This window comes from Microbacterium sp. ZW T2_14, from assembly GCF_044987405.1.
Lineage (GTDB): Bacteria > Actinomycetota > Actinomycetes > Actinomycetales > Microbacteriaceae > Microbacterium.
In genome coordinates this window covers 41,292-64,150 of sequence record NZ_JBJDRK010000006.1, presented here as the reverse complement: position 1 = coordinate 64,150, position 22,859 = coordinate 41,292, and the positions used below count along the sequence as shown (strand labels likewise).

The following is a 22,859-nucleotide window of genomic DNA, read 5'->3' as shown; positions in this document are numbered from 1 at the left end:
GTAGCGCGAGAGTTCCTCGGTGGTGGGAACCCCCGGGCCTCGACCGCTGACCGCCTCTCCGCCGATGATGGCGGCGGTCAGACGAGCGCCCACCGACGCCGAGTCGGACCGTCAACTGCGCTGACGAACACCGCCCACGAGTATCGCGTCGAGAGCATCGAGTGCCGCACGCCCGCGGTGTCCTTGGAACGCGGGGACCTGCTCACGCGCCGCTCGTGGGCGGCTTGTCGAGGCCGTGTCTGCCCGGTCGGTCCGGCTCCGCCGCCGTCGCCGGGCCGACCGCCGAAGACTCGGCCGGCCGATCCGTGCCCGGATAGTGCGGCTCTTCGATCTCGATCGCCTTGTCGCGCTCTTCCAGCGGCGGCAGGTCGTCCAGTGGCTGCTTGATGTCGTCTGGGTGACTCATAGAGCGAGGCTCCGCCAGGGCCGCGCGCGGCGGGAGGGGCTTGCCATCTGCGAGCTGTCATGATCCTCGCCGATGATCGCTCAGGCTGCAGCGGCGCCACGCGTACGAACCCCAGTGAGCGTCCGGCGCCGTCTTGTTGCGCAGCCGGCGCGTCCGGCGAGCCGTCGGGCCGTACGATCGAGCGTGTCCGTTCCCTCGAAGCCCCAACTGCCCGAGCCGGCGGAGACGGCGCCCGCGCGCTTGGCGCCTCTTTATGCCGCCGGATTCGTCACGGCCTTCGGTGCGTTCAGCGTTGCGGCGGCGCTGGGTGCGACGGGCGAGGACATCGGCCTGAGCCTGCTGCGGATCGGCGTCCTGCTCGCGCTCTACGACATCGCGGAAGTGCTCCTCAAACCCGTGTTCGGCGCGCTCTCGGACCGTATCGGACCGAAACCGGTCATCGTGGGGGGTCTCGTCGCCTTCGCAGTCCTCTCGCTGCTCGGGCTGGGTGCGGAGAACGCGCTCCTCCTCGCCGCCGCACGACTCGGACAGGGCGCGGCGGCCGCGGCGTTCTCTCCTGCCGCGTCCGCATCGGTGGCCCGCCTGGCGGGCCCCGGACGCACGGGGCGCTACTTCGGACGCTACGGGTCGTGGAAGAGCCTGGGCTACATGCTCGGACCGATCCTCGCCGCGCTCCTGATCGGCGTGGGCGGGATGCCGCTGCTCTTCGTCGTGCTCGCCGTGGCCGCAGGAGTGACCGCAGTGTGGGTCGCCGTTGCGCTGCCCTCCCTCGCTCCCCTGCCCCGGGCGCGGTACACCGTGGTCGACCTCGTGAAGCAGACCACCGACCGCCGCTTCGTCATTCCCACCCTCGCTCTGGCGACGTCCACTGCCGTGCTGGGTGCATCGATCGGCTTTCTGCCCGCGCTGGCGGTGGAGGGGGGCGCAGGGATGGTCGCATCCGTCGCGATCGCGTCCGTGCTCGCGCTGACCCTGACCCTCGTGCAGCCGTGGCTCGGCTCCCTCCGCGACCGCGGGACCTTCTCCGATCGAGCCGGCACCGTCACCGGGCTGGTCGTCATGGCGGCGGGCGTTCTGGTCGCGGCCGCACCCTGGGGACCCGTCGGCCTCTACGCAGCGGCGGTGCTCATCGGTGCCGGCATCGGCGTCACGACACCGTTCGCGTTCGCCGCCCTGGCCGACTCCACGCCCCACGAACGCATGGGTCGAACGATGGGGTCGGCCGAGCTCGGGCGCGAACTGGGCGACAGCGCGGGACCGCTTCTCGTGGGCGCAGTCGCCACCGCAGCCACCCTCTCGATCGGATTGGCTGCTCTGGCCGCTGCCACCCTGGCCATAGCGCTCGGCGTGAGGCTCACGCCGACCAAAGCCGGCTGACCTCGAGCTCAGCTCAAGGGAGCTCGCGTCGGGATCAGGCCGCTCTCCCGGGGGCAGCGGCTGCGGCGTCGGTGCGGCGCTTGACCCGCCTGGCGAGGAGGAACTGGACCGCCTGGACGGTGACGAAAGAGGTGATCACCGCGACCAGGACCGGCGTGGTGTTGAGCGCACCGATCTGCGTCGTGAAAGCGGCGAAGAGCACCATCGCGAACGGCGCCGACACGAACCCGCCGACGACCGCCGCGAGCATGCACGTGAAGGTGAGGCCGAGAGGGAGGCTCGGCACCGCGAGGTGCAATGCGACCCCGGCCGTTCCTCCGATGAAGAGTGACGGAAAGATCGGGCCGCCGATGAAGCCGCTGCCGAGACTGACTCCCATGGTGATCATCTTCGCGATCACCAGAGCGGCGATCAGTCCGAGGCCGAGAGCCGACCCTTCCTTCAGCACGACGCCGAGCTGATCGGTGCCGGTCATCATCGTGAGCGGAAGGATCACCCCCACGACGCCGAACAGCACGCCGCCGACGATCGACTTGACGATGTCGGGGAGCCGCAGCCTGTCGAACAGCTTGCCCGACACAGTGACGATCAGGCCGAGCAGAGAGCTCGCAACCGCCGCGAGCAGTCCGATGCCCACCCCCGCCAAGAGGTACCAGTTCTCGTAGGAGAACGACGGAACTTCGTAGAGGTCGAGGAAGACCGTCCCCGCGACAGCGAAGTAGACGCCGAAGCTGATGCTCGCCGACAGGATCGACGTGACGAGCACCCTGGTGAGCTTCGCTCCGCCCGGCCGCGCCAGCTCGACGATCATCATCACGACGATGATCGGGCTGGAGAAGAGTCCGCCGTAGGCTCCGGCCATTCCGCTGAGGGTCGTGGCGCCGCGCGCATCGTCATCGAGTCGACGCCTCGCCGCCAGCCATTGGCCGAGACCGCCGCCGGCCGACCCCAGCGCCTTTTCGGGACCGAGACTCGCCCCGCCGATGAGCGAGGCGGTCGAAACGAGCAGGATGCCGGGCACGAGGCGCGGGTTCACATACTGGTCCTGCAGGTCCGCGATCAATCCTGGTGTCTTGAACGGCAGGCGTGTGGCCCAGCGGAGCAGCCCGATGACGAGCCCGGCAGCGGCCGTCAGCGCGACCCACCACCAATGACCCCCCATCCAACCCGGGCTGGAATACGCGTACCAGCTCTGACCGAGATGGAGCAGCCACATGAAGAACAGACCGAACAGCCCGCCGAAGACCCCGAGAAGCGCAGCAACGCCGAGCAGCAGCCAGAAGTCTCCGCTTTCCGCCACGGGAACATCGCGTGCCGCCGGCGGCGTCGGCTGCCCGGCAGGCGCGCCCGCAGCGGGCCCGTCCGCCGGCGGCTGATGCGCACTCACGTTGCCGGCACCCCGTCCATGTCGGGCGACACGGCGGGGCCCGTAGGGTGCCGCGGAATCCGCGAGATGGACATCCGCGGGCTCGTCGCGATCTCGGTCATGGGGACTCCGCCCGCTCGGGCGACCGGTGCGAGGAATCAGGTCGCGTGCGCACCAGGATGCCAGTACCCGTTCGACCCTGTCCACGACACGACGATGCGGAGAAATTCACCCGTTGGACCCTCGCACGTGCGTCAGGCCGGCAATAGGATCACAGCACCCCCCGGTGACCCAGGCTCCCGCGCGGGCCGGCCGGCCCGGGCGGAGATCAACAAGAGGAGAGATCGATGGGTACGCAGAATCTCGCATTGGTAGTGGGCTCGTACGACGACACGGCGTCGGCCTCGGATGACTACGAAGCGCTCCGAAGCGGGCAGGACGCCGGCGGGTACGAGATCGTCGGCGCTGTGGTGCTCGTCCGCGACAAGGACGGCAAGGTGCAGGGGAAGGAGCACGGCGACAAGTCCGTGGGCCACGGTGCAGCATGGGGCGCCGGTGCCGGTGTGGTCGTCGGGCTCTTCGCCCCGCCGCTGTTGGCGGCCACCGCGGTCGGCGCCGGCATCGGCGCGATCCTGGGGAAGATCAAGAAGAACCGGGAAGAGAAGCAGTTCGGCGTCGACGTCGACGAATACCTCGCGCCCGGAACTTCCGCTGTCGTCGCGGTCGTCGACGACAAGTGGGCCGACAACGTCGAGAAGGCCTTGACCCGGGCGGACAAGCGCATCAGCAAGGCGATCGACTCCGACGACTACGACAAGCTTCGCAAGGCGATCGAGGAGTCGGCCGACGACGTCGTCGAGCAGATCAACTCGTAGCTGACATTGCAGGGGCCCGGCGGACCACCGCCGGGCCTCTGTCGTGGAACATCTCCGAGCCGGTGCGGCCTACTTCTTCATGTCGTCGACCAGCTTCGCGAACCCGGCCATCACCATCGGCCGCATGTTCACCGATACGTTCGCGGGAATCGCACCGGTCTCGGCGCTGCCGTTCATCGCCGGCCAGATCGTCGGGGCGGCCGTGGGCTGGGGCGTCGTCCGCGCGCTGTTCCCCGTCGCGGCACCCGAGCCGATCGTCGCGCACGGTTGACATCACGGCATCGCCGCCCCCTAGGCTCGCGATGTGGCACCGATCGAGGACGGCGAGCTCGCCGGCATCCGCCGCCCGCTGCTGGCCTTCTGCTACCAGATGCTGGGCTCGCCGTTCGAGGCCGAGGATGCTGTGCAGGACGCAATGGAGCGCATCTGGCGCGCCCGCGACAGCTTCGATCCCGAACGCGGGAGCCTGACGACCTGGGCCTATCGCATCGCACGCAACGTGTGCGTGGACCGGCTGCGCGAGGCGCCGCGCCGGCCGCTGCCGAGAGACCTCCAGGAACCGGGGATCGAGATCGGCGCACCCCTGGTGCCCTCCCTCGACGTGCCGTGGCTGACCCCCGCCCCCACGGGCTGGCTCGGCGCATCCGAGGTCGAGCGGACCGCCGAGCGGCGCAGCGACGTGCGCCTCGCCGTCACCGCGATGCTGCAGTCCCTCTCGCCGCTGCAGCGCGGCGCGTTCGTCCTCCGCGACCTCGTCGGGCTCTCGGCGGCCGAGACGGCGGCGGCGCTGGAGGTATCGGTCGCCTCGGCGAACTCCGCTCTGCAGCGCGCCCGATCCGCGATCGCCGCCGGCTCGCAACGCCCTCAGCCCCTCGCCCCGACGGCCGTCGAGCGGTACGCGCACGCGATCGAACGGGCGGATGTCGCAGCGCTCGCCGCCCTCGTCGCCGACGACGTCGTCTTCGAGATGCCGCCGGTGCCCGCCTGGTCGCGCGGCCGTGACACCTACCGGCGCTTCATGGCCGACTTCTTCGTCCGCCGCGGCGCGGACTGGACGACGACGCCCATCTCTGCGAACGGACAGCTCGGCATCCTGCTCTATCGGCTCACCCCGCACGGACGGGAGCCGCACACCGTCCAGCTGTTCGACGGCGACGGCGCCGGCGCGATCTCTCACGTGCTCGTCTATCAGGACCCTCGACTGTTCGCCCTTTTCGAGAACGAGATCGCCGCGCAGAGATAGCCGCGCAGAGATGAGTTCGCGGCATCCCATCCGTATCTCCTTCATGAACCCGCTTCACAAGGAGGACAGGATGGGACGAGTCATCGTCGTGCAGTACATCACGCTGGATGGCGTGGTGCAGGACCCTGACGGCAGCGACGGCACGCCGTTCGGCGGATGGGCGATGCGGTACGGCCCGGAGGGCGTCGCCGGCGACAAGTTCCGGCTCGGCAGCATGCTCGAGACGGGGGTGCTGCTGTTCGGGCGCCGTACCTGGGACCACTTCGCCGAGCTCTGGCCGCCGCGCGAGACGCCGTTCGCACAGGCGATGAACCGCGCCGAGAAGGCCGTCGCGACCCGCCGGCCGCTTCCCGCAGACGCCTGGGGCAACTCGCACACCATCGCCGGCCCGCTCTCCGACTGGGTGACGGACACCGTGCAGACACGGGACGTCGTCGTGATCGGCAGCGGGTCTGTCGTCCGCGAACTGCGTGCCGCCGGTCTCATCGACGAATACCGCCTCATCACCTTCCCGACCGCGGTGGGGGCCGGCGGGCGCCTGTTCCCCGATCCCGAGCAGCTCGAGCTCGTCTCGTCCGAGCTGGTAGGCCCGGCGAGCCTGACCGTTCACCGGGTGAGGCGTGCCGCGGGGTGATCGGCTGCTCGCGACGGCGAGCGCCGATGGTCGGGACGCGTGGCGGGCGGGACGCGGCAGTCCTCAGGCGCCGAGTCCCCTCCGCAGCGCGGCGAGCCCGTAGTCGAAGGCGGCGTCGACGTCGCCGCCCAGACGGAACGCCCCGCCGAGCTCCATGTGGATGAACCCGGTCGCCCACGCGGTGACGAGCCGCGCCGCGTCGAGCGCGTGCGCCTCACCGACCACCGCGGCAGCGCTGTCGACGATGATGAGACCGGCACGATCGAGGAGTTCCTGCGGCGCGGCAGCGGCGAACATCAGCCGGAAGCCCTCCGGGCGCTCATGCGCGAGATCCCGGTAGACGCGCGCGAGGCTCTCCAGGGAGTGATCGGATGCCGCGAGCCTGCGTGCCAGCTCCTCCACCGTGGCAGTGGCGACCGCCTCGACGAGTGCGTCGCGGTCGCGGACGCGCTTGTAGAGCGACGGCGCGCGCACTCCCACCCGGTCGGCGACCCGCTGCATGGTGAGCCCGGCGAGGCCGGACTCCTCGAGAAGGTCGGACGCGGCCCCGACGATCTCGGCGTATGACGTGCGTTCCGGCGTCGGCATGCGGCATCCCCTCGATGGCTATTGACATGAGCCATCATAGCTACGTATCGTAGCCATGCCAACCCCGGACACCTCACCCCTGAAGGATGCGTCATGAAGCTCGCACCGCACCTGCACCGCATCGGCAACGACATCGTCGCCGCCTACCTCGTCGTCACCGACGACGGCGTCACCGTCGTGGACGCGGGTCTTCCCGGCCACTGGAAGGACCTCGTCCGCGAGCTCGACGGCCTCGGCCTCACCCCCGCCGACGTCAAGGGTGTCGTCCTCACCCACGGCGACAGCGACCACATCGGATTCGCCGAGCGCCTGCGTCGCGACCACGCGGTGCCGGTCTACGTGCACGAGGCGGATGCCGAGCGCGCACGCACCGGCGAGAAGCCCAAGGTCGCGAGCGGTCCGATGAAGCTCGGCCCGACTCTCGGCTTCTTCGCCTACGCGCTGCGCAAGCGGGCCATGCCCACGACGTACGTGTCGGAGGTCGTCGAGGTCCACGACGGCGACGTCCTCGACCTGCCCGGCTCGCCGGTCATCGTCGGGATGCCCGGCCACTCCCCGGGCAGCATCGCGGTGCACGTGCCCCTCGTCGACGCGGTCTTCGTCGGCGACGCGCTCACGACGCGCCATGTCCTCACCGGCCACGAGGGCATGCAGCCGGCACCGTTCACCGACGACCCGGAGGAGGCTTCCTTATCGCTCGACCGACTCGCGGGTCTGTCCGCGTCGTGGGTGCTTCCGGGTCACGGCGCGCCGTGGCAGGGTTCCCCTGCGGATGTCGCGGCCGCCGTGCGGAGCGGCGCGGCCTGAGCCGCGCCGCCCCGGACCGCGGGTCAGACGGGGCGTGCCGCCGCGAAGAGGTTGGCGGGGTCGTAGGCGAGCTTGAGCGCCCGCAGTCGTGCCCACGCCGGCCCGAAGGCCGCCGCTCGCTCGGCGCCCGGCGCGTCGATGAAGGTCAGCGCGAGGGCGTCGATCCGCCACGGCTCGACCGCCGCCACACCGGCCCGCACGGCAGCCGTCACGGCCGGAAGCGCCTCGGGCACCGGCACCATGCCGATGGTGTGCACCAGGTATTCGCCGTCGAGTGAGGCGATGGCGCCGCCTCCGACGGGCCGGCGGTTCACCGCGCCGCCGACGTGTCGCACCTCCTGCACGAAGACCCCGGGAATCTGCGCGGCGGCGACGAACGCGTCCACGGCCTCCCGCGGCAGCGCGCCGAGCATCGCATGCCAGGTGACCGAGGGAGTGGGCTCGGGCGGGTCCATGTGGACGCCGACGACGGCGGCCGCGGGGATGCGGGCGAACGTATCGATCTCAGGCTGCAGCGCACGAAGTGGGGCCAGGAGAGCGGATGCCGCGGCATCCGTCTCATCGATCGCACCGTCGATCACGATCACCGACCGGCCGGACAGGAAGGGCGGAAGCTGCGGCAGGGGCGGGAAGTTCATGATCCGCAGCGCCGTGGTGGCCGTCTCCGGCGCGGAACCCGTCCACTGCGCCCACGCGTGGGCGACCTCGGCAGCGCGCGACACGTCCCACAGCAGCATGCCGGCGAACACCTCGGCGATCGGGAGCAGGTCGATCTCGATCGCGACGACGACGCCGAAGGCGCCGGAGCCGCCCCGCAGCGCCCAGAAGAGGTCGGGGTGCTGGTCCTCACTCGCACGCACGAGCGCGCCGTCGGCGGTCACGACCTCGACGGCGCGGACAGCGTTCACGGCGAGGCCGTGCGCACGCGCGTAGAACGAGAGCCCGCCGCTGAGCGTGTAGCCGACGACCGACACGTCGCCGGCGCTGCCGTGCAGCGCCGTGAGTCCGTGCGGCCCGGCCGCCTCGAGGACGTCGTTCCAGAGAGAGCCGCCGAGCACCCGGGCGGTACGCGCCTCGGGGTCGACGGTCACGCCGCGGAGGGCTCGGAGCGAGACGAGCACGGTGTGCGTCAGGTCGGTGTCGGCCAGGGCGCCGGCGGCGTGGCCGGTCGACTGCGGCGCCACGCGGAGCCCGCAGAGCGTCGCGGCGCGCACGACCTCGACGACGTCGTCGGCGGACTCGGGTAGGGCCACGGCGAACGGATGCTGCGACACCGCGATGTTCCACGGCGTCCGGGCGGCGTCGAAGCCCGGGTCATCGCGCAGCACCACGCGGGCGCCCAGCGCCGCGCGCAGTTCTGCTGCGGCCGCGCCGACCGCGGCATGGGGAACGTCGATGGCGAGATCGTTGAGGGACATGCACTGCCTTTCGAGGAGACGGTCGCGACGGCACGTCCAGAGGACTCCGTCAGCATCGCCCGCACTTCGGGCGCGGGCCACCCCACGAAAGAGCACGCCGCGGCGTGCCAGATACACGTCGCCGCGGCGGGTTCGTCAGCCCTCGAAGTCCTCGGGCTCCACCTCGTCGAGGAAGCGCTTGAACTCGTCCAGACGCTCGGACGCATCGGTCTCGGTCAGCACATCGGGCACTCCCGCTTCCGCCAGGACCTCGTCCGCCACCCACATCGGCGCCCCTACGCGCGACGCGAGCGCGATGGCGTCCGACGGCCGCGCATCGACGATGCGATCGCCGAGCGCGGTCGAGATCGTGATCTCGGCGTAGAAGGTGCCGTCTTCGATCCGGGTGACCTCCACCCGTGTCGCCGACGCATCCAGCGCGGCGAGCATCAGGCCCATGAGGTCGTGCGCGAGCGGGCGCGGCACATCGGCATTCTCCACCGCCACGAGGATCGAGGTCGCCTCCAGCTGCCCGATCCAGATGGGCAGCACCATGCCGTCGCCGGGGATCTGATCCACCGGCTTCAGCAGCAGCACGTGCTGTCCTGACGCGTCGAGGGCGACGCCGGCTACGCGGACCTGAACCATGACGCGCCTCCTCTCACCGCGGCATCCCACTGCGATCTTCTGTCCGGCCATCGTAGACACGGCCGGCGGCAGACGGACAGAGGGTGGCGCGCGTGGGACCGGTGCCCGCCTCACATGGTGCTCAGCGCGGCGGAATGCCGGTGATCGCCGAGAGGCCGTCGTTGACGCCGTAGCTGCGCGCGTCGATGTCTGTCACGCCGACGCTGCGCAGTCGCTCACTGTGGAACGCGAGGTATCGATCGGCGTCCTCCTTGGTCTCGAAGAGGTACGCGCCGCCCGCGACTCCGGTCTCGGGATCCTCGGTCCACACCTTGAACACGAGGCCCTTCTCACCCGCGATGTCGTGGGCCAGTTCGCTGAACGCCGCGACCGCCTCGGCGCCGAACGGCCCGGGCGAGGGGAACTCGAACACGAGGAGATGTGCCATGCTTCGTCCTTCCGTCGTCCTGTCTCTGAAAACCAGGCAACCACGAAGCGCCGACAACGCTTCCCCCGTGACGGCTCGTGACGCGGCCGGCACGTAGGAGCGGCACTGCATTCACCGGAATGGATGCCGCGGGCGTACCGTTGCAATCGACATGCAGCGATTCGGAACCCTCTCGTTCGGACACTACGGCCCGCTGGGCGGCGGGCGGCAGCTCAGCGCCGCCGACTCGCTGCACCAGGCGATCGATCTCGCCCAGGGAATGGACGACCTCGGCGTGAACGGCGCCTACTTCCGGGTGCACCATTTCGCCCGCCAGCAGGCGTCGCCGATGCCGCTGCTCGCCGCCATCGCGGCGCGCACGGGGAGCATCGAGGTCGGCACCGGCGTGATCGACATGCGCTACGAGAATCCGCTGTACCTGGCAGAGGAGGCTGCGGCACTCGACCTCATCTCCGACGGCCGGCTCGCGCTCGGCGTGAGCCGGGGCTCACCCGAGACCGTCGTGCGCGGCTACGAGGCCTTCGGCTACACCGGATCGGACGACCCACGGGGCGCGGACATCGCCCGCGACCACTTCGAGCTCTTCCTGCGCGCGATCGAGGGCGAGGGCCTTGCCGAGCGCGATGCGTCATCGCCTTTCGGCGGGGGAACCGGGCTGCAGCGCATCGAGCCGCACTCCCCCGGGCTGCGGTCCCGCGTATGGTGGGGCGCGGGCAACCGCGACTCCGCCGAGTGGGCGGGCCGCAGGGGCGTGAACCTGATGTCGTCGACGCTGCTCACCTCGGCGGACGGACGCCCGTTCGACATTCTCCAGGCCGAGCAGATCGACGCCTTCCGCGGCGCGTGGCGAGAAGCGGGTCACGAGGGCGAACCGCGCGTCTCGGTGAGTCGCTCGATCTTCCCGATCACCACTGCCGAGGAACGCATGTACTTCGGTGGACGGCAGGACGGCGACCAGATCGGCGTCATCGACGGCATCCGCTCGACCTTCGGCAAGACCTACGCGGGTGAGCCCGACGAGCTCGTCGAGCAGCTCCAGCAGGACGCGGCGATCACCTCCGCCGACACCCTCATGCTCACCATCCCGAGCCAGCTGGGCGTGGAGTTCAATCTGCGCATGATCGAGTCGTTCGCGAAGCACGTCGCCCCCGCGCTCGGCTGGCAGCCCGCCCGCGTCTGAGGGGTCTCCGTCCGGCGTGCGCGCGGGCATGCCGGACGACGCTGTGGCGTGTGGGGCGGGATCTTGACCGGTCGGTCAGTCAGGAATACGGTGGAGTCGACCCCCGATCGGGAGCCATCACCGTCTCCGAAGGAGGAGATTCCGATGAACAAGTGGACTCGTTGGGAGGACTGGGTCGCCGTGGTCGTGGGCCTCGTCGCCGCGGTGGCGGCGCTGCTCATACCGCCGATGGGCGCCTCCATGCCGTGGATGCTGATCGTCGGCATCCTGCTGATCGTCGCCGGTGTCATGAACCTCGCGATGCCGGGCATGGTCGCGATGGAGTACGTGCAGCTGGCGCTCGGCGCGGTGCTGTTCGTCGCTCCCTGGCTGGGTGGCTTCGCCGGCATGGATTACGCAGGCGCGTGGATCTGCTGGATCGGCGGAGCGGTCGCAGTCGTCGTTGCGGCGCTCGCCATCCGACCGGCCATGCACATGCACGACCGTTCCCTCCCGCACTGACGTGCGCTTGCGCACAGACGTGCACGGCCCAGACGGGGGCGCCGGACACAGCCGACGCCCCCGCCGCCCGTACGGGGACCTGCGATGACGAGAAACCGGCAGAGCCGCGGCCTCATCCTCGACGCCGCGGAGAGCCTCTTCGCCGAACGCGGCTTCGACGCCACTCCGACCGGCGCGATCGCCGAGAAAGCGGGGGTGCCGAAGGGGCTGCTGTTCTACTACTTCCCGAGCAAGACCGACCTGCTGCGTGCGCTGATGGGCGAACGGCTCGACCTCGATCCCATCGACACCTCCGCGCTGATCGCGGTAGGAGACCCCGCCCAGTCGCTGCTCAATGTCACGGGCAGGCTCCGCGAACTGCAGGGCGAGTCAGCGGTGCGGCGCGTCATCGTGTGGCGCGAGCACCGGACGCACCCGGAGGTCCGCGCGCGACTGCGGGACTACCGTAGCCAGCTGCAAACGATCGTCGAGCGGGTGCTCGGCGCGAGCATCCTGCATCCGATCGCCGCGCGTCGTGTGAGGGTCGCTGCGGAAGCGTGGGTCGCGATCATCACGACCCCGTCGCTGGCGTCCCCCTCGGGGGACGAGGGGCTCACGCCGGCCGCGGATGAGGAGCTCGCCGGTCCGACCGATGCCGCCGACCTGCCGGCGCTCGCCGACCTCATCTCCGCCGGCCTGCACGCGCCCGGGGAGTGAGATCGCGCGTTCGCCTCGGCGGACGAGCGGGGCCCACCCGCCGGTCGCGGACTCAGTCCAGCACCTCGACGCCGGTGATGCGCAGCTCCTCCACGTCGAGCCTGGTCTGGATCCGGGTCACCACGGTGTCGTCGACCGCGCCCTCTCGGCGCAAGCGGTACAGCACCTCGCGCTTGCGGTCCAGCAGCGCGATCCGCAGCCGCGAGTACTCCTCGTCACGCTCGCGCGGTGAGGGCAGCCGCGCGGGCGGCGCGAGGACGGTCGTCGCGGTGGCAACTTCCTCCGCACCCGCCGCGCCCACCCCGTCCGTGACTCCCAGCGCACCACCGGTCGGGACGGCGGGCGGCGTCGTCGCCGCGGCGTCGACCGCCGCATCCTCGACCGCCCCGCCCTCGATCATCGTGTCGAGGTGGGCGATCTTGCGGTCGAATTCGGCCTGCTCGCGCGCCAGCACGCGTTCGTTCTCGCGCTCGAGGTAGTCGTAGTAGTCGCGGGTCAGGCGATCCCGGGTCTCCTCGCTCACGCCGTGATCGTGCGCGAGCTCCTTCATCGCCGTGAGGGCCGCCCCCGTGATCGCGCGCTCCGCGAGCTCGAGCTCCTCCTGCATCGCCCTGTCGTCGGGAAGCCGCGCCCATCGCACGACGGCCGGCAGGATCGGGCCCTGCACCAGGAGGGTCAGCAGGATGATCCCTGCCGTGACGAAGATGATCTCGTCGCGCCCGGGCATCGGGTCCCCTGAGGTGGTCGTCAGCGGCACCGAGAGCGCGATCGCCAGCGACACCGCTCCCCGGAATCCGGCGACGGCGCTGACGATCCGCGCCCGGTAAGTGGTGCGTCGCAGTCGCTGCGACGGCCGGCGATCCAGGAGACGGATGATCATGACCGAGGTCGTCTGGAACACGAACCTCGCCACGAGCAGCACCAGCCACGATGCGAGCGTCATGACCACGAGCCACCCGATCTCTCGGCCCGGAATCTCGTGGGCCACAGCCTGCACCTCGAAGCCGATGAGCACGAAGAGCGAGCCATTGAGGAGGAACGAGCCGAGCGGCCAGGTCCAGGCGGCCTGACGGCGGGACGCAGCCGTGCTGATCCTCGGCGTGATGTAGGCCACGATCAGCCCGGCCACGACCACCGCGAGCACACCCGACGCGTGAATCAGCTCGGCGAGCAGGAACGCGGTGAACGGCACCAGGAGGAGCGCGATGTTGAGATTCAGCGTGTTGCGGATGCGCCTCATCACGAGGAATGCGACGCCCGCGACGGCGACACCGGCAGCCGCGCCGCCCGCATACGACAGCAGCACCAACCCCGTCACATCGAGCGGCGTGTACTGGCCGCCCGCCGCGACGCCCACGGCGACCCCGTACAGCACGAGCGCGGTGCCGTCGTTGGTGAGGCTCTCGGCCTTGAGGTTCATGAAGTTGCGGCGCGGCAGCATGCGTCCGAGCGCGGAGACCGCGGTCGCGTCGGTCGGTGCCACGGCTGCACCGAGGATGAGCGCGGCGTTCCACGGCAGGCCGAGGGCATAGGCGACGCCGGCGACGGCGAACGCGCTGGCGACGACGAGCAACGTGCTCATGAGGACGATGCCGCGGAAGTCGCGGATGATCGACCGCAGCGACGTCGTCATGCTCTCCCAGAACAGGAGGACCGGGAGGAACAGCAGCAGCACGGTCTCCGGCGGCAGCGCGATCTCGCGCACCTCGGGGATGAATCCGAGCGCGAGCCCCGCGACCACGAGCAGCAGCGGCACGGCCACTCGGAGCTTCGGGGCGAGGATGGCACCGGTGAGCACGGTGATTCCGAGCAGGACGGTGACCTCGAGTCCATTCATGGCGGGCTCCCTTCGGTGCAATGACCATCCAACCGCACCGAGGGCGACGGGATTCCCGTCCGCCCTGACCGCGACGTCGACCGCCGGGCATCCGCGGGCATTCCGACCGTTCCCCGCTTCGGAGTTATATTGTCCCTCGCGGACACTGAGGCACGTGCCCGGGATGGCAGGATGCCGGGAGGGCTCGGTTGGGCGAACTGTTGACGCTCGCGTCGCGAGACGTCGGCGATGTCGAGTCGACGTGGCGCCGTTTCGTGCCGTCCGCGGCCCTGCAGCGCGTCGATCCCCGCACGTTCGCGTTCTCCTGGACGTCTGCGGCGATGCCCGGCTTCTCCGTCGTGAGTTACCGTCTGAACGCCTCGGTGCAGTCGGCCATCGAGCCGGACGGTCAGCTCATGGCCTGTCGTGTCGCCTCGCGCGGCGGCTGGGTGGGCACCCCGCGTGGCGACCTGAACGCGGGGCTGCCCTGGCTCTCGCTGGACGATCCCACGAGCGCGCGCTGGCACACCCGGGCCGATGTGCGCGCGTTCGTATTCGACCGCACCCTGGCCGAGGAAGAGGCGCGCCGCCTGGCCGGCGACGACCGCTTCACTCTCCGCGCGGCCACGACGAGCCCTGCCCCGATCGGCCGTGATCTTGCGGCGCACTGGGAGCGCGTGTTCCAGCATGTCGCCGGATCGTCCTTCGCGCCGGGACCGGCCTCTCCGCTGATCGAGGCCGAGCTTCGACGCCACGCACTGCACGCCACGCTGACCGCGTTCTCCCCCACCTTCGGTGCCGCCCTCGAACGCTCGTCCCAGCGGCGGGCGGCCCCGCGGAGCGTCCGGCGCGCGATCGCCTACATGGAGCAGCACGCCCACGAGCCCATCACCATCGACGACGTCGCTGTGGCGTCCGGCATCTCGTCGCGAGGACTCCAGTACGCCTTCCGTCGTGCCCTCGATCAGACGCCGACGGAGTACCTCCGGCAGGAACGACTGGCGGGGGCGCACGCCGAGCTGCAGGAGGCGACGCCCGTGAGCGTGTCGGACGTCGCGCGGCGGTGGGGCTTCGCGAGCGCGTCGCGTTTCGCCAAGCACTACCGCGAGACGTACGGAAGATCGCCGCGGCAGACCCTGCGCGGCGAGTGACCGGGCGTTTCGTTTTGCGGGCCGCGCTTTCGCGAGAAGGTCTGCGGTGGGCGGCGACCGTGCGACCTGTCGCAGAGTCTCTTGGTGCGGGCAGGCGGCTCGCCGAGGGAGGCACGTGGGCAAGTTCATCTACGAGAGCGGCATCCGCGCCGAGTTCGACGATCGTGTGCTCTCTCACCTGCAGGTGACGATCGGCACGAAGCTGCGCCGGAACGAGCCGTTCTACTTCACATGGCACGGCGACGTCAGCACCGGCGGCGGACGGACGACCGTCTGGGTGCACGCGGCAGCGAGCCTCGTCTTCACCTACTACGGCGGCCGAACGGCAAGGATCAACCGGACCTGGCTCGAGGCGCTGATGCGCACGGCCAATTCGCCGGCGGGCCTGCATCTCGTCGCCGAACCGACCGAGGACGGCGGATCCGAGATGCTCGGCTGAGCGGCCCCGCTGCACCCCTGTCAATCGCACGAGTGGCACCGGTAGACTCCGGCCAGCCGAGGCGATGGAGGCGATGCCATGGACAGCAGGGACCTGGCCGACGTGATCGACGACCTCATGGCCAAGGCGCGCGCGGCATCCAGCGGGCGCGCGGCCCGCACCATCCGAGGCGGCCACGAGAACGCCCTGCGCGAGACCGTCATCGCACTGCTCGCGGATCACGAGCTGTCGGAGCACGACAGCCCGCACGAGGCCACGCTGCAGGTGCTCCACGGCCGGGTGCGGCTGATCGCGGCGGACGATGCATGGGAAGGGGTGACGGGCGATCACCTCACCGTGCCGCCGCAGCGTCACAGTCTCGCTGCACTCGAGGACTCGGTCGTGCTGCTGACCGTCTCGAACCGCGTGCCCTGACCGCCCGGGCCCGGCAGCCGGTCCGGCGCGGACGTGGCCGCGTGCCGGTCAGTCGAGCGTGGCCGCGAGCGCGGCCAGAGCCTCGCCGGTGAGGCGCTGCGTCGTCCACTCGCCCATCGGCTCGGCGCCGATCGCGCGGTAGAACCCGATCGCGGGGTCGTTCCAGTCGAGCACCGTCCATTCGAAGCGCGAGTATCCCCGGTCGACGCACACACTCGCCAACGACGCCAGCAGCGCCTTGCCGTAGCCGAAGGCGCGCTGACCCGGGTCGACGAAGAGATCCTCGAGCCAGACGCCATGCCGCCCGGTCCAGGTGGAGTAGGTGACGAACCAGATCGCGATGCCGACGATCACGCCTTCCCGCTCGACGACATGGGCGAAGACGCGCGGCTCCTCGCCGAACAGGGCCGCTTCGAGCGCCTCCACCGTGTTGTCGACGGCATCGGGCTCGCGTTCGTACACCGCCAGTCCCTTGATGCACGCGAGGATGCCGGGCTCGTCGCCGCGGACGGCCTCACGAAGGATCGCATCACCGGCGAGAGTACGAGGAGTCACGTCGTCGAGCGTACCGAGGCCGCGGCGATGATCCGCACCTCGCGGAGCCACGCCTGTGCCAGGCGTCGGACGGCGGGCCGCGGCATCCGCTCGCTCAGGGCAGTCCGGTCACCGAGACGCCGAGCCACTCCGCGAGGTCGGCGATCTCGGCGCGCACCATGTCGGACTCCTCCGGCTCGAACGGCAGGAACTCGTGAACGGCGGTCACTTTCAGCAGCTCGCGCGCGCGGTCGACTTCGGCATCGAGCATGCCGACGAAGCGGTCACCCATCAGGATCGGGTGCGCGAAGTAGCCGTAGCGGCGCTGCGCCTTCGGCTTGAACTGCTCGAGCACGTAGGTGAACTCGAACAGCTCTGCGAGACGTCTGCGGTCGAACAGCATGCTGTCGTACGGGTTGAGGAAGGCCACGCGGCCGCCGGAGTCCTCGTCTTCGAGCGCGGCGAGCGCCTCGGGATCGACGCGGTACTTCACTGAGCTGCCCGCGACCACGGCCGGCTCCCCGCTGTCCTTCGCCACGCCGGTCCAGTACCAGTGCGGCTTCGCGATGCCGGCCGACTGCAGGCGTCGCGCTGCCAGCATCGCGGCCGCCTCCTCGTCGTCGTACTCCGGCAGATCCTGCGGGTAGACGCGCTCGGCGAGATCCCACCGGCGATGGCGCCCCTCGCGCCCGGTGACGGCCACCTCGCCCTGACGCAGCAGGAAGTCGAGCATGTGCGGAACCTGGTTCGATCCCGACCATCCGTCCGGTGCGCGACTGACCTGCGCCGTGTCGGGGATGTCGCTCGCGAGCAGCGGACCCTCCGCGCGCAGCCGCGCCAGCACGTCGGCCCGGAAACCGGCGTTCGCCGACAACCACTGCTTGCTGCTCTCGCGCTGCGGCCAGCGCCTCATGCCGGGCAGCATCAACGGCAGCAGGCTCATCGGCCGGAAGGCGCCGTCGAACTCGAACAGCAGGCGGTCACCCTCGACCGCCTTGCGCAACTGGCCCGACTCGTACGACCAGCCGATCCGCGACCACAGCACCGTGTGCTCGCACGGCGCGATCATCGCCGTGGGATCGATCTTGATGTATCCGAGCTGCTCGCCGACTTCGACCACGTCGCCCGGCCGGTCGGCGTCGAGCAGCTGCGCCCGCACCACGAGGCGGCGCGCCTGATCACGTGTGAGGTGATGCGCGGTCATCCCCCGACCGTAGCCGACGTCTTTTCAGATGCGGAGGGGCCTCCTCATGCCGGAGTGGGGCAAGCGCGCCGGGCGACGTGAGTCCGTCAGCCCGAGGCCAGGCCGGTGTCGAGTCCGAGGGCGGTGCGCAGCACGCGGGCCCACTCCTCGTGGAACGCGCGCGTCACGCCGGCTTTGCGGAAGACCGCGTCGAAGCCGTGGAACGCGCCGGGCACCTCGGTGAGCTCGCAGGGCACTCCGGCCGCCGCCAGACGACCCGCGTACGCGACGCCTTCGTCGTGGAAGAGGTCGAGGGTGCCGACGCCGACCCACGCGGGTGGCAGGCCGCTCAGGTCTTCGCGCCGGGCGGGAACCACGGACGAGCGGATGCCGGCGCCCGCCGCGTCGTCGGATCCGTCGGCGTCCACGCCGAGATAGGCCGACCACGCGAACCGATTGCTCGCCGGCGACCACATGCGGACGTGGCGCGTGTCGATGTCGTCGCGCCGCACCGTGCGGTCGTCGAGCATGGGATAGACCAGCAGCTGGAACACCGGCTGGGGTCCGCCTTCGTCGTGGAGACGCTGCGCCAGCGCGGCAGCCAGCCCGCCGCCGGCGCTGGCGCCGCCGATCGCGATGCGGTCGGGATCGACGCCGAATTCCGCCGCACGTGCGACGACCTCACGGAACCCGGCGACCAGGTCGTCGAGTGCGGCGGGCGCCGGATGCTCCGGGGCGAGGCGGTACGACGCCCCGAAGACGACGATGCCGAGGTCGCGCGCGAGCGCGAGGTTCGTGCCGTCGTCCTGCTGCGGCGTGCCGAGGATCAGTCCTCCGCCGTGGATCCAGAACAGTGCGGGAACCGGTGCGGCCGCCGACCTCCGCCGCGGCCGGAACACCCGGTAGGGTCGCTCGCCCGCCGGGGTGCCCACGGGCACCGTCGCGACGTCGACCTCGGAATCCGAGCCGACGCCGCGAGGGGTGGCGCGGAACATCCACAGCGTGCGGGGTCCGGCGCTGAAGAGCGGGATCCACTTCGCGGCTGCGAGATCGGGGTGGAACGGTTCGGGCGGGGTCTTCGTCGACACCGGACAATGCTATCCGGATCCGCCCGCGAGGCACGCACCCGGTGCCTCTGCGCTGACGCGGTGGCCGCGGCATCCCTCTCCCCCGGCGCTCTCTCGGCGCTCTCTCTCCCGCCCACCCATCGCTGACTTGCCGTATCTGTACGCGGCCCGCCTGGCGTGTCGTGCGTATACGGCACGTCAACCGTGGAGGGCGGGCGACGGAGGCAGTGTGCGGCGGGCGGACGACGACCCGCTAGCACCCGCATCGCGGGGTCGCAATCCCCGCGCGACCTGTTCCGTTCGTTCGTATCGTGCCGAAAGCGGCCGCCATCCGGGGTGGTCGGCGCGCAGATGCGGAGGAGCGACGATGGTGCGATTCGGATACACGCTGATGGGCGAGCAGAGCGGCCCGCGAGAACTGGTGCGCTACGCGGAGGCGGCGGAGGACGTCGGCTTCGACTTCGAGGTCTCGAGCGACCACTACTCGCCGTGGCTCGTGAGCCAGGGGCACTCGCCGTACGCTGGACGGTGCTGGGCGCCGTCGCCCATGCGACCTCGCGCGTCGAGCTGATGACCTATGTCACCTGCCCCACGATGCGCTACCACCCTGCTGTCGTCGCCCAGAAGGCCGCGACGCTGCAGATCCTCAGCGAAGGCCGGTTCATTCTCGGGCTGGGTTCGGGCGAGAACCTGAACGAGCACGTCGTCGGACAGGGCTGGCCGAACGTCGACGTCCGCCAGGACCGGCTGATCGAGGCGATCGAGATCATCCGCGAGCTGCACTCGGGCGAGCTGCTGACCTACCAGGGCGAGCACTTCCGGGTGGACTCCGCGCGCATCTGGGACGTACCCGACACCCGGGTCGAGATCGGCGTCGCCGTGTCGGGCGAGGAGTCGATCGGCTCGTTCGCTCCGATGGCCGACCACATGATCGCCGTCGAGCCGAAATCCGAGCTGGTGCAGCTGTGGGACGATGCGCGGCGCACCGACGCAGGGCCCGGCACGGACGGCGGATCCCGCAAGATCGGCCAGATCCCCATCTCATGGGATCCCGACAAGGACACCGCCGTCCAGCGCGCCCACGAGCAGTTCCGCTGGTTCGGCGGTGGCTGGCCGGTGAACGCCGAGCTGCCGACCCCCGCCGGGTTCGAAGCCGCGAGCAGCTTCGTGCGCCCGGACGACATCGCCTCGTCGATCCCGTGCGGACCGGATCTCGACGAGCTCGCGGAGAGCGTGCGCCCGTACCTCGACGCCGGCTTCACGGACGTCGCACTCGTGCAGATCGGAGACGAGCAGCAGGAGCGGTTCCTCGCCGAAGCGGCGGGGCCGCTCCTCGAGCGGCTGCGCGCCCTCGCGTGAGCCGGTGCGTGCGCGGCGGCTACTGCTTCGTCGCGCGCTCGATCGACATGACGAGGATCACGCGGTCGGCCTTGTCGCGGGGCGGCGTGCTGCTCGGGTTGCCGTAGCGGTTCTGAAGTCGCACGTAGAACGCGCCTTCGGGATCGGGCACGACCTCGATCAGTCGACCGGCCACCTCCAGATAGTGGAAGGGGTGATCGGGGTCGATGATCGACAGCGACATCGAGGGGTTGTGCTGCAGGTTGCGGTACTTCTGCCGGTAATTGGTGTGGGTGAATCGCACGTGCTCGCCGTCGAACTCGAACCACATCGGGTTCACCTGCACGGTGTTGTCGGGCCGGATCGTTCCGAGGTGGGCGTACACCGGGAGCTCGAGGAGGTGGCGGCGGTCAGCGGGGAGGATGTCGTCGACGGAAGGCATTGGTCCAGTCTGCCGCGGTCTCGGACACCGGAGGCCGCTCGCCGACCTCGAGTGTCACGAACTACCCTCGGTGCATGGCCACGCAACCGGCACCCGGGTGGTACGACGACGGCTCGGGCAAGCAGCGCTGGTGGGACGGCACCCACTGGACCGAGCAGTACATCGACCTGCGCGCGCCCGACATCGAACTGCGGACGGATGCTGGGCCCCCTGCCGCCGGTCCCGCGCTGCCCGGCTGGTACGACGACCAGCGCGGACGCACCCGGAGGTGGGACGGACGCCGGTGGACCGCCGACGTGCGCTACAGCGGCCAGGAGCAGGACTTCGCGGGCATCGTCATCGACGGGCGATGGATCCACTTCGGCGACCTGAGTCAGCCGGTCGCCGATGTCGAGGCATCCCTCGACTCAGGCGATGCGCTGCTGCGGCGTCCGGCCTTCACGAGAGCGGCCGTCGAGCGACGCATGTTCGGCCCGGCCGGTCCCGTCACGCCGCGCACCATCAACCGGGCGATCAACCGGATGGCGCCGCACCTGGTGGTCGCGGGCGCACAGGTGTGGGTCGCCCCCTATCCCGCCGCCCAGGACCCCGAGGCACGCCGATTCGTCAGCTGGGTCAATTCGAGCGCCCAGCACTACCGGTACCGCTGAGACCCGCGGTCAATCCGGCAGCACGAGCGGCAACTCGCGGGCGTCGTCCCACGGCTCGGTCCATCCCAAGCGGTCGAACAGGCCGTCGAGCACCATCGCGGTGAAGCCCCATACGAGGTGCTCCCCCGTCGTATGCCGCACGAGGAATCCCGGACCGCGCCATTCCTGTCCGTCACGGCGGACCACCGTGACGCCGCGGTTGGCGGGGTTCAGCAGGTCGGCCACGGGAGCGCGGAACACCGCGGCAGACTCGGCCTCGTCGACCACGCGGACGGGTGAGGGATGCCGCCACCAGGCCAGCACCGGTGTCACGAGGTGCCGCGAGAAGGCGAGGGAGATGTCGCCCAGCACGCCGAGCACCTCGACCCCCGCGGTGTCGAGCCCCGTCTCTTCCCGGGCTTCGCGGAGCGCCGCGCCGACCGGTCCGTCGTCGCCCGGGTCGAGGCGCCCACCGGGGAAGGCGACCTGACCGGGATGGGCGCGCAGCGTGGTGGCGCGTGAGAGGAGCAGCACGTCGAGATCGCGCGACACGGCTCGGGTCTGTGCGTCGTGGTCGCTCGGGAGACCATCGAGCACACCGAACAGCATGAGCACCGCGGCCGGCCGCGCCTCGGGCTGCGCCGGAAGGTCGATCAGCGGTCGGCGCTCACCCGACGGCTCGGCGAGGGCAGCGAGTTGTGCCCGCGCGCTCCGGGTGGTCGGTTCGGCGCGCATTGGTTCAGGTTACGCCCGGTCGACGACACCGGCATCGGACGGAACTCAGCCGGCGGGACCCTGGTACCCGAGGCCGGAGCTGATGCGGTCCGCGGTCTCGATGACGATCCGGCCGAGCTCCGCCTCGCGGGTCTCGAGATCGATGGTCGATCGCGGCCCCGAGATCGAGACCGCCGCGACGATCCGCCCGGACTGGTCGAGGATCGGGGCCGCGACGGACGCCCGGCCGAGCACGAACTCCTCGACCTCGGTCGCGTATCCGCGGCGGCCGATCAGGGCGACCTCCCTGTCGAGGGCTTCGTGAGTGGTGATGGTCGCCTCGGTGTACCCGACGAGCTCGGGGAGCAGCGCGTGACGGGACTCGCGCGACGTGCCCATGAGCGTCGACTTCCCGATGCTGGTGGCGTGCAGCGGCACGCGCTGACCCATGAGGGTGTGCGACTTCGGCGAGAGCGATCCCTCGAAGTTGCAGAGGTAGATCAGCTCGGCGCCGCGCAGCAGCGCGAGATTGACGCCGAGACCGAGCTTGCCGGCAAGCCCCTGGGCGATCTGACGACCCACGCGGTGCACGCGATTCTGGTTGATCGCGATGCCGGCGAGCGTCAGCAACTCCGAGCCCAGGAAGTAGAGCGTCGTCTGCGCATCACGCTCGACGAGGCCGCCCGCCTCCAGGGTGGCGAGCAGGCGGGACGCGGTCGATTGACCGATGCCGGCCGCGCGCGCGACGTCGCCCACACGCATCGGCTCACCGCTCGCGAACGACTCGAGCACGGAGATCGCCTTCTCCACACTCTGGTTCGCGCCCTTGTCAGCAGCCATGTGTCCTCCGGTTCGTCGTCGGCCCGTGGGCCAGTAAAGCACACCCATGCACATAGTGCACGCCAGTTGCGGATATTGCGCAGCTCGTGCACTCTGTAGTCGGCGTCGACCGATGACGCCGATCCGGCGGCTCAGAGATGACGCCCC

The 22,859-nt window shown here is 70.5% G+C and carries 25 protein-coding genes and 2 pseudogenes; 14 read left to right on the top strand and 13 right to left on the bottom strand.

Translation table 11 applies throughout. The annotated features are described in order from the left end of the window. Nucleotides 1–202: 202 nt before the first annotated feature. Complete coding sequence (locus tag ACI3KY_RS03560) at nucleotides 203–406, bottom strand: hypothetical protein (RefSeq protein WP_404928827.1); 204 nt, start codon at nucleotides 404–406, stop codon at nucleotides 203–205. 183 nt (nucleotides 407–589) lie between these two features. Between ACI3KY_RS03560 and ACI3KY_RS03555 the strand changes: the two genes are divergently transcribed. Continuing rightward, a complete protein-coding gene (locus ACI3KY_RS03555) occupies nucleotides 590–1,783 on the top strand; it encodes an MFS transporter (protein WP_404928826.1) in 1,194 nt (397 codons plus the stop codon). A gap of 34 nt (nucleotides 1,784–1,817) precedes the next feature. On the opposite strand, the gene ACI3KY_RS03550 is transcribed toward ACI3KY_RS03555, so the two are convergent. Further along, complete coding sequence (locus ACI3KY_RS03550) at nucleotides 1,818–3,083, bottom strand: chloride channel protein (RefSeq protein ID WP_404928825.1); 1,266 nt, start codon at nucleotides 3,081–3,083, stop codon at nucleotides 1,818–1,820. Between the two features lie 413 nt (nucleotides 3,084–3,496). Between ACI3KY_RS03550 and ACI3KY_RS03545 the strand changes: the two genes are divergently transcribed. The 4 genes and pseudogenes from ACI3KY_RS03545 (at nucleotide 3,497) to ACI3KY_RS03530 (ending at nucleotide 5,901) form a co-directional block, all read left to right on the top strand. Next, nucleotides 3,497–4,024 carry a DUF1269 domain-containing protein gene (locus ACI3KY_RS03545; RefSeq protein ID WP_404928824.1) on the top strand — a complete coding sequence of 176 codons (528 nt, stop codon included), beginning with the start codon at nucleotides 3,497–3,499 and terminating at the stop codon, nucleotides 4,022–4,024. Nucleotides 4,025–4,085: 61 nt separating this feature from the next. After that, nucleotides 4,086–4,295 (top strand): annotated as a pseudogene (locus tag ACI3KY_RS03540) (aquaporin family protein); the annotation flags it as partial. 33 nt (nucleotides 4,296–4,328) lie between these two features. Continuing rightward, complete coding sequence (locus tag ACI3KY_RS03535) at nucleotides 4,329–5,267, top strand: RNA polymerase subunit sigma-70 (protein WP_404928823.1); 939 nt, start codon at nucleotides 4,329–4,331, stop codon at nucleotides 5,265–5,267. A gap of 70 nt (nucleotides 5,268–5,337) precedes the next feature. Next, nucleotides 5,338–5,901: a dihydrofolate reductase family protein gene (locus tag ACI3KY_RS03530; RefSeq protein WP_404928821.1), complete on the top strand. Its 564-nt coding sequence runs from the start codon at nucleotides 5,338–5,340 to the stop codon at nucleotides 5,899–5,901. Nucleotides 5,902–5,964: 63 nt separating this feature from the next. Here ACI3KY_RS03530 and ACI3KY_RS03525 read toward each other — a convergent pair whose 3' ends face one another. Continuing rightward, nucleotides 5,965–6,489: a TetR/AcrR family transcriptional regulator gene (locus tag ACI3KY_RS03525; RefSeq protein ID WP_404928820.1), complete on the bottom strand. Its 525-nt coding sequence runs from the start codon at nucleotides 6,487–6,489 to the stop codon at nucleotides 5,965–5,967. A 93-nt stretch (nucleotides 6,490–6,582) separates the two neighbouring features. Between ACI3KY_RS03525 and ACI3KY_RS03520 the strand changes: the two genes are divergently transcribed. Next, the gene (locus ACI3KY_RS03520; protein WP_404928819.1) at nucleotides 6,583–7,296 is read left to right on the top strand and encodes an MBL fold metallo-hydrolase; all 714 of its coding nucleotides are present in this window, start codon (nucleotides 6,583–6,585) and stop codon (nucleotides 7,294–7,296) included. A gap of 23 nt (nucleotides 7,297–7,319) precedes the next feature. Here ACI3KY_RS03520 and ACI3KY_RS03515 read toward each other — a convergent pair whose 3' ends face one another. The 3 genes from ACI3KY_RS03515 to ACI3KY_RS03505 all read right to left on the bottom strand — a co-directional run bounded on the left by ACI3KY_RS03515 (nucleotide 7,320) and on the right by ACI3KY_RS03505 (nucleotide 9,768). Next, on the bottom strand, nucleotides 7,320–8,714 hold the full coding sequence (locus ACI3KY_RS03515) for an FAD-binding oxidoreductase (protein WP_404928818.1): 1,395 nt from the start codon (nucleotides 8,712–8,714) through the stop codon (nucleotides 7,320–7,322). Nucleotides 8,715–8,849: 135 nt separating this feature from the next. After that, complete coding sequence (locus ACI3KY_RS03510; protein ID WP_404928817.1) at nucleotides 8,850–9,341, bottom strand: bifunctional nuclease family protein; 492 nt, start codon at nucleotides 9,339–9,341, stop codon at nucleotides 8,850–8,852. Between the two features lie 121 nt (nucleotides 9,342–9,462). After that, nucleotides 9,463–9,768 (bottom strand): monooxygenase, encoded by a 306-nt coding sequence (locus ACI3KY_RS03505; protein WP_404928816.1) that lies wholly within the window; start codon nucleotides 9,766–9,768, stop codon nucleotides 9,463–9,465. 151 nt (nucleotides 9,769–9,919) lie between these two features. Here ACI3KY_RS03505 and ACI3KY_RS03500 point away from each other — a divergent pair, with 151 nt between their 5' ends. From ACI3KY_RS03500 to ACI3KY_RS03490, 3 genes are all read left to right on the top strand, one after another. Continuing rightward, a complete protein-coding gene (locus tag ACI3KY_RS03500; RefSeq protein ID WP_404928815.1) occupies nucleotides 9,920–10,948 on the top strand; it encodes an LLM class flavin-dependent oxidoreductase in 1,029 nt (342 codons plus the stop codon). 144 nt (nucleotides 10,949–11,092) lie between these two features. Then, nucleotides 11,093–11,449 (top strand): SPW repeat protein, encoded by a 357-nt coding sequence (locus ACI3KY_RS03495; RefSeq protein WP_404928814.1) that lies wholly within the window; start codon nucleotides 11,093–11,095, stop codon nucleotides 11,447–11,449. 84 nt (nucleotides 11,450–11,533) lie between these two features. Beyond that, a complete protein-coding gene (locus ACI3KY_RS03490) occupies nucleotides 11,534–12,145 on the top strand; it encodes a TetR/AcrR family transcriptional regulator (protein WP_404928813.1) in 612 nt (203 codons plus the stop codon). A gap of 52 nt (nucleotides 12,146–12,197) precedes the next feature. On the opposite strand, the gene ACI3KY_RS03485 is transcribed toward ACI3KY_RS03490, so the two are convergent. Beyond that, a complete protein-coding gene (locus tag ACI3KY_RS03485) occupies nucleotides 12,198–13,982 on the bottom strand; it encodes a Na+/H+ antiporter (protein WP_404928812.1) in 1,785 nt (594 codons plus the stop codon). Between the two features lie 188 nt (nucleotides 13,983–14,170). Here ACI3KY_RS03485 and ACI3KY_RS03480 point away from each other — a divergent pair, with 188 nt between their 5' ends. The 3 genes from ACI3KY_RS03480 to ACI3KY_RS03470 all read left to right on the top strand — a co-directional run bounded on the left by ACI3KY_RS03480 (nucleotide 14,171) and on the right by ACI3KY_RS03470 (nucleotide 15,965). After that, nucleotides 14,171–15,112 (top strand): helix-turn-helix domain-containing protein, encoded by a 942-nt coding sequence (locus ACI3KY_RS03480; RefSeq protein ID WP_404928811.1) that lies wholly within the window; start codon nucleotides 14,171–14,173, stop codon nucleotides 15,110–15,112. A gap of 115 nt (nucleotides 15,113–15,227) precedes the next feature. After that, complete coding sequence (locus ACI3KY_RS03475; RefSeq protein WP_404928810.1) at nucleotides 15,228–15,551, top strand: ATP-dependent DNA ligase; 324 nt, start codon at nucleotides 15,228–15,230, stop codon at nucleotides 15,549–15,551. Nucleotides 15,552–15,629: 78 nt separating this feature from the next. Then, entirely contained in the window at nucleotides 15,630–15,965 is a 336-nt protein-coding gene (locus tag ACI3KY_RS03470; RefSeq protein ID WP_404928809.1) for a cupin domain-containing protein, read from the top strand. A gap of 48 nt (nucleotides 15,966–16,013) precedes the next feature. On the opposite strand, the gene ACI3KY_RS03465 is transcribed toward ACI3KY_RS03470, so the two are convergent. The 3 genes from ACI3KY_RS03465 to ACI3KY_RS03455 all read right to left on the bottom strand — a co-directional run bounded on the left by ACI3KY_RS03465 (nucleotide 16,014) and on the right by ACI3KY_RS03455 (nucleotide 18,770). Next, entirely contained in the window at nucleotides 16,014–16,520 is a 507-nt protein-coding gene (locus tag ACI3KY_RS03465; protein ID WP_404928808.1) for a GNAT family N-acetyltransferase, read from the bottom strand. Between the two features lie 94 nt (nucleotides 16,521–16,614). Continuing rightward, entirely contained in the window at nucleotides 16,615–17,703 is a 1,089-nt protein-coding gene (locus tag ACI3KY_RS03460) for a DNA glycosylase AlkZ-like family protein (protein WP_404928807.1), read from the bottom strand. A gap of 86 nt (nucleotides 17,704–17,789) precedes the next feature. Next, nucleotides 17,790–18,770, bottom strand: a complete 981-nt coding sequence (locus tag ACI3KY_RS03455; RefSeq protein WP_404928806.1) for an alpha/beta hydrolase — start codon at nucleotides 18,768–18,770, stop codon at nucleotides 17,790–17,792. 346 nt (nucleotides 18,771–19,116) lie between these two features. Here ACI3KY_RS03455 and ACI3KY_RS03450 point away from each other — a divergent pair. After that, nucleotides 19,117–20,108: pseudogene (locus ACI3KY_RS03450) on the top strand (LLM class F420-dependent oxidoreductase). A gap of 19 nt (nucleotides 20,109–20,127) precedes the next feature. On the opposite strand, the gene ACI3KY_RS03445 reads toward ACI3KY_RS03450, so the two are convergent. Beyond that, a complete protein-coding gene (locus ACI3KY_RS03445) occupies nucleotides 20,128–20,529 on the bottom strand; it encodes a PPOX class F420-dependent oxidoreductase (protein WP_404928805.1) in 402 nt (133 codons plus the stop codon). A 74-nt stretch (nucleotides 20,530–20,603) separates the two neighbouring features. Here ACI3KY_RS03445 and ACI3KY_RS03440 point away from each other — a divergent pair, with 74 nt between their 5' ends. After that, nucleotides 20,604–21,179: a DUF2510 domain-containing protein gene (locus ACI3KY_RS03440; RefSeq protein WP_404928804.1), complete on the top strand. Its 576-nt coding sequence runs from the start codon at nucleotides 20,604–20,606 to the stop codon at nucleotides 21,177–21,179. A 9-nt stretch (nucleotides 21,180–21,188) separates the two neighbouring features. Here the strand turns inward: ACI3KY_RS03440 and ACI3KY_RS03435 are convergent, their stop codons facing one another. Both ACI3KY_RS03435 and ACI3KY_RS03430 read right to left on the bottom strand, forming a co-directional pair. Further along, the gene (locus ACI3KY_RS03435) at nucleotides 21,189–21,893 is read right to left on the bottom strand and encodes an NUDIX hydrolase (RefSeq protein ID WP_404928803.1); all 705 of its coding nucleotides are present in this window, start codon (nucleotides 21,891–21,893) and stop codon (nucleotides 21,189–21,191) included. 45 nt (nucleotides 21,894–21,938) lie between these two features. Further along, entirely contained in the window at nucleotides 21,939–22,712 is a 774-nt protein-coding gene (locus ACI3KY_RS03430; protein WP_404928802.1) for an IclR family transcriptional regulator, read from the bottom strand. Nucleotides 22,713–22,859 lie beyond the last annotated feature (147 nt).

What these genes read in the sequence shown, in the direction of transcription:
- ACI3KY_RS03560 (WP_404928827.1), bottom strand. Translation starts at nt 406, where the DNA reads ATGAGTCACCCAGACGACATCAAGCAGCCACTGGACGACCTGCCGCCG.
- ACI3KY_RS03545 (WP_404928824.1), top strand. Translation starts at nt 3,497, where the DNA reads ATGGGTACGCAGAATCTCGCATTGGTAGTGGGCTCGTACGACGACACG.
- ACI3KY_RS03530 (WP_404928821.1), top strand. Translation starts at nt 5,338, where the DNA reads ATGGGACGAGTCATCGTCGTGCAGTACATCACGCTGGATGGCGTGGTG.
- ACI3KY_RS03525 (WP_404928820.1), bottom strand. Translation starts at nt 6,489, where the DNA reads ATGCCGACGCCGGAACGCACGTCATACGCCGAGATCGTCGGGGCCGCG.
- ACI3KY_RS03520 (WP_404928819.1), top strand. Translation starts at nt 6,583, where the DNA reads ATGAAGCTCGCACCGCACCTGCACCGCATCGGCAACGACATCGTCGCC.
- ACI3KY_RS03515 (WP_404928818.1), bottom strand. Translation starts at nt 8,714, where the DNA reads ATGTCCCTCAACGATCTCGCCATCGACGTTCCCCATGCCGCGGTCGGC.
- ACI3KY_RS03510 (WP_404928817.1), bottom strand. Translation starts at nt 9,341, where the DNA reads ATGGTTCAGGTCCGCGTAGCCGGCGTCGCCCTCGACGCGTCAGGACAG.
- ACI3KY_RS03505 (WP_404928816.1), bottom strand. Translation starts at nt 9,768, where the DNA reads ATGGCACATCTCCTCGTGTTCGAGTTCCCCTCGCCCGGGCCGTTCGGC.
- ACI3KY_RS03500 (WP_404928815.1), top strand. Translation starts at nt 9,920, where the DNA reads ATGCAGCGATTCGGAACCCTCTCGTTCGGACACTACGGCCCGCTGGGC.
- ACI3KY_RS03495 (WP_404928814.1), top strand. Translation starts at nt 11,093, where the DNA reads ATGAACAAGTGGACTCGTTGGGAGGACTGGGTCGCCGTGGTCGTGGGC.
- ACI3KY_RS03490 (WP_404928813.1), top strand. Translation starts at nt 11,534, where the DNA reads ATGACGAGAAACCGGCAGAGCCGCGGCCTCATCCTCGACGCCGCGGAG.
- ACI3KY_RS03485 (WP_404928812.1), bottom strand. Translation starts at nt 13,982, where the DNA reads ATGAATGGACTCGAGGTCACCGTCCTGCTCGGAATCACCGTGCTCACC.
- ACI3KY_RS03470 (WP_404928809.1), top strand. Translation starts at nt 15,630, where the DNA reads ATGGACAGCAGGGACCTGGCCGACGTGATCGACGACCTCATGGCCAAG.
- ACI3KY_RS03460 (WP_404928807.1), bottom strand. Translation starts at nt 17,703, where the DNA reads ATGACCGCGCATCACCTCACACGTGATCAGGCGCGCCGCCTCGTGGTG.
- ACI3KY_RS03445 (WP_404928805.1), bottom strand. Translation starts at nt 20,529, where the DNA reads ATGCCTTCCGTCGACGACATCCTCCCCGCTGACCGCCGCCACCTCCTC.
- ACI3KY_RS03440 (WP_404928804.1), top strand. Translation starts at nt 20,604, where the DNA reads ATGGCCACGCAACCGGCACCCGGGTGGTACGACGACGGCTCGGGCAAG.
- ACI3KY_RS03435 (WP_404928803.1), bottom strand. Translation starts at nt 21,893, where the DNA reads ATGCGCGCCGAACCGACCACCCGGAGCGCGCGGGCACAACTCGCTGCC.
- ACI3KY_RS03430 (WP_404928802.1), bottom strand. Translation starts at nt 22,712, where the DNA reads ATGGCTGCTGACAAGGGCGCGAACCAGAGTGTGGAGAAGGCGATCTCC.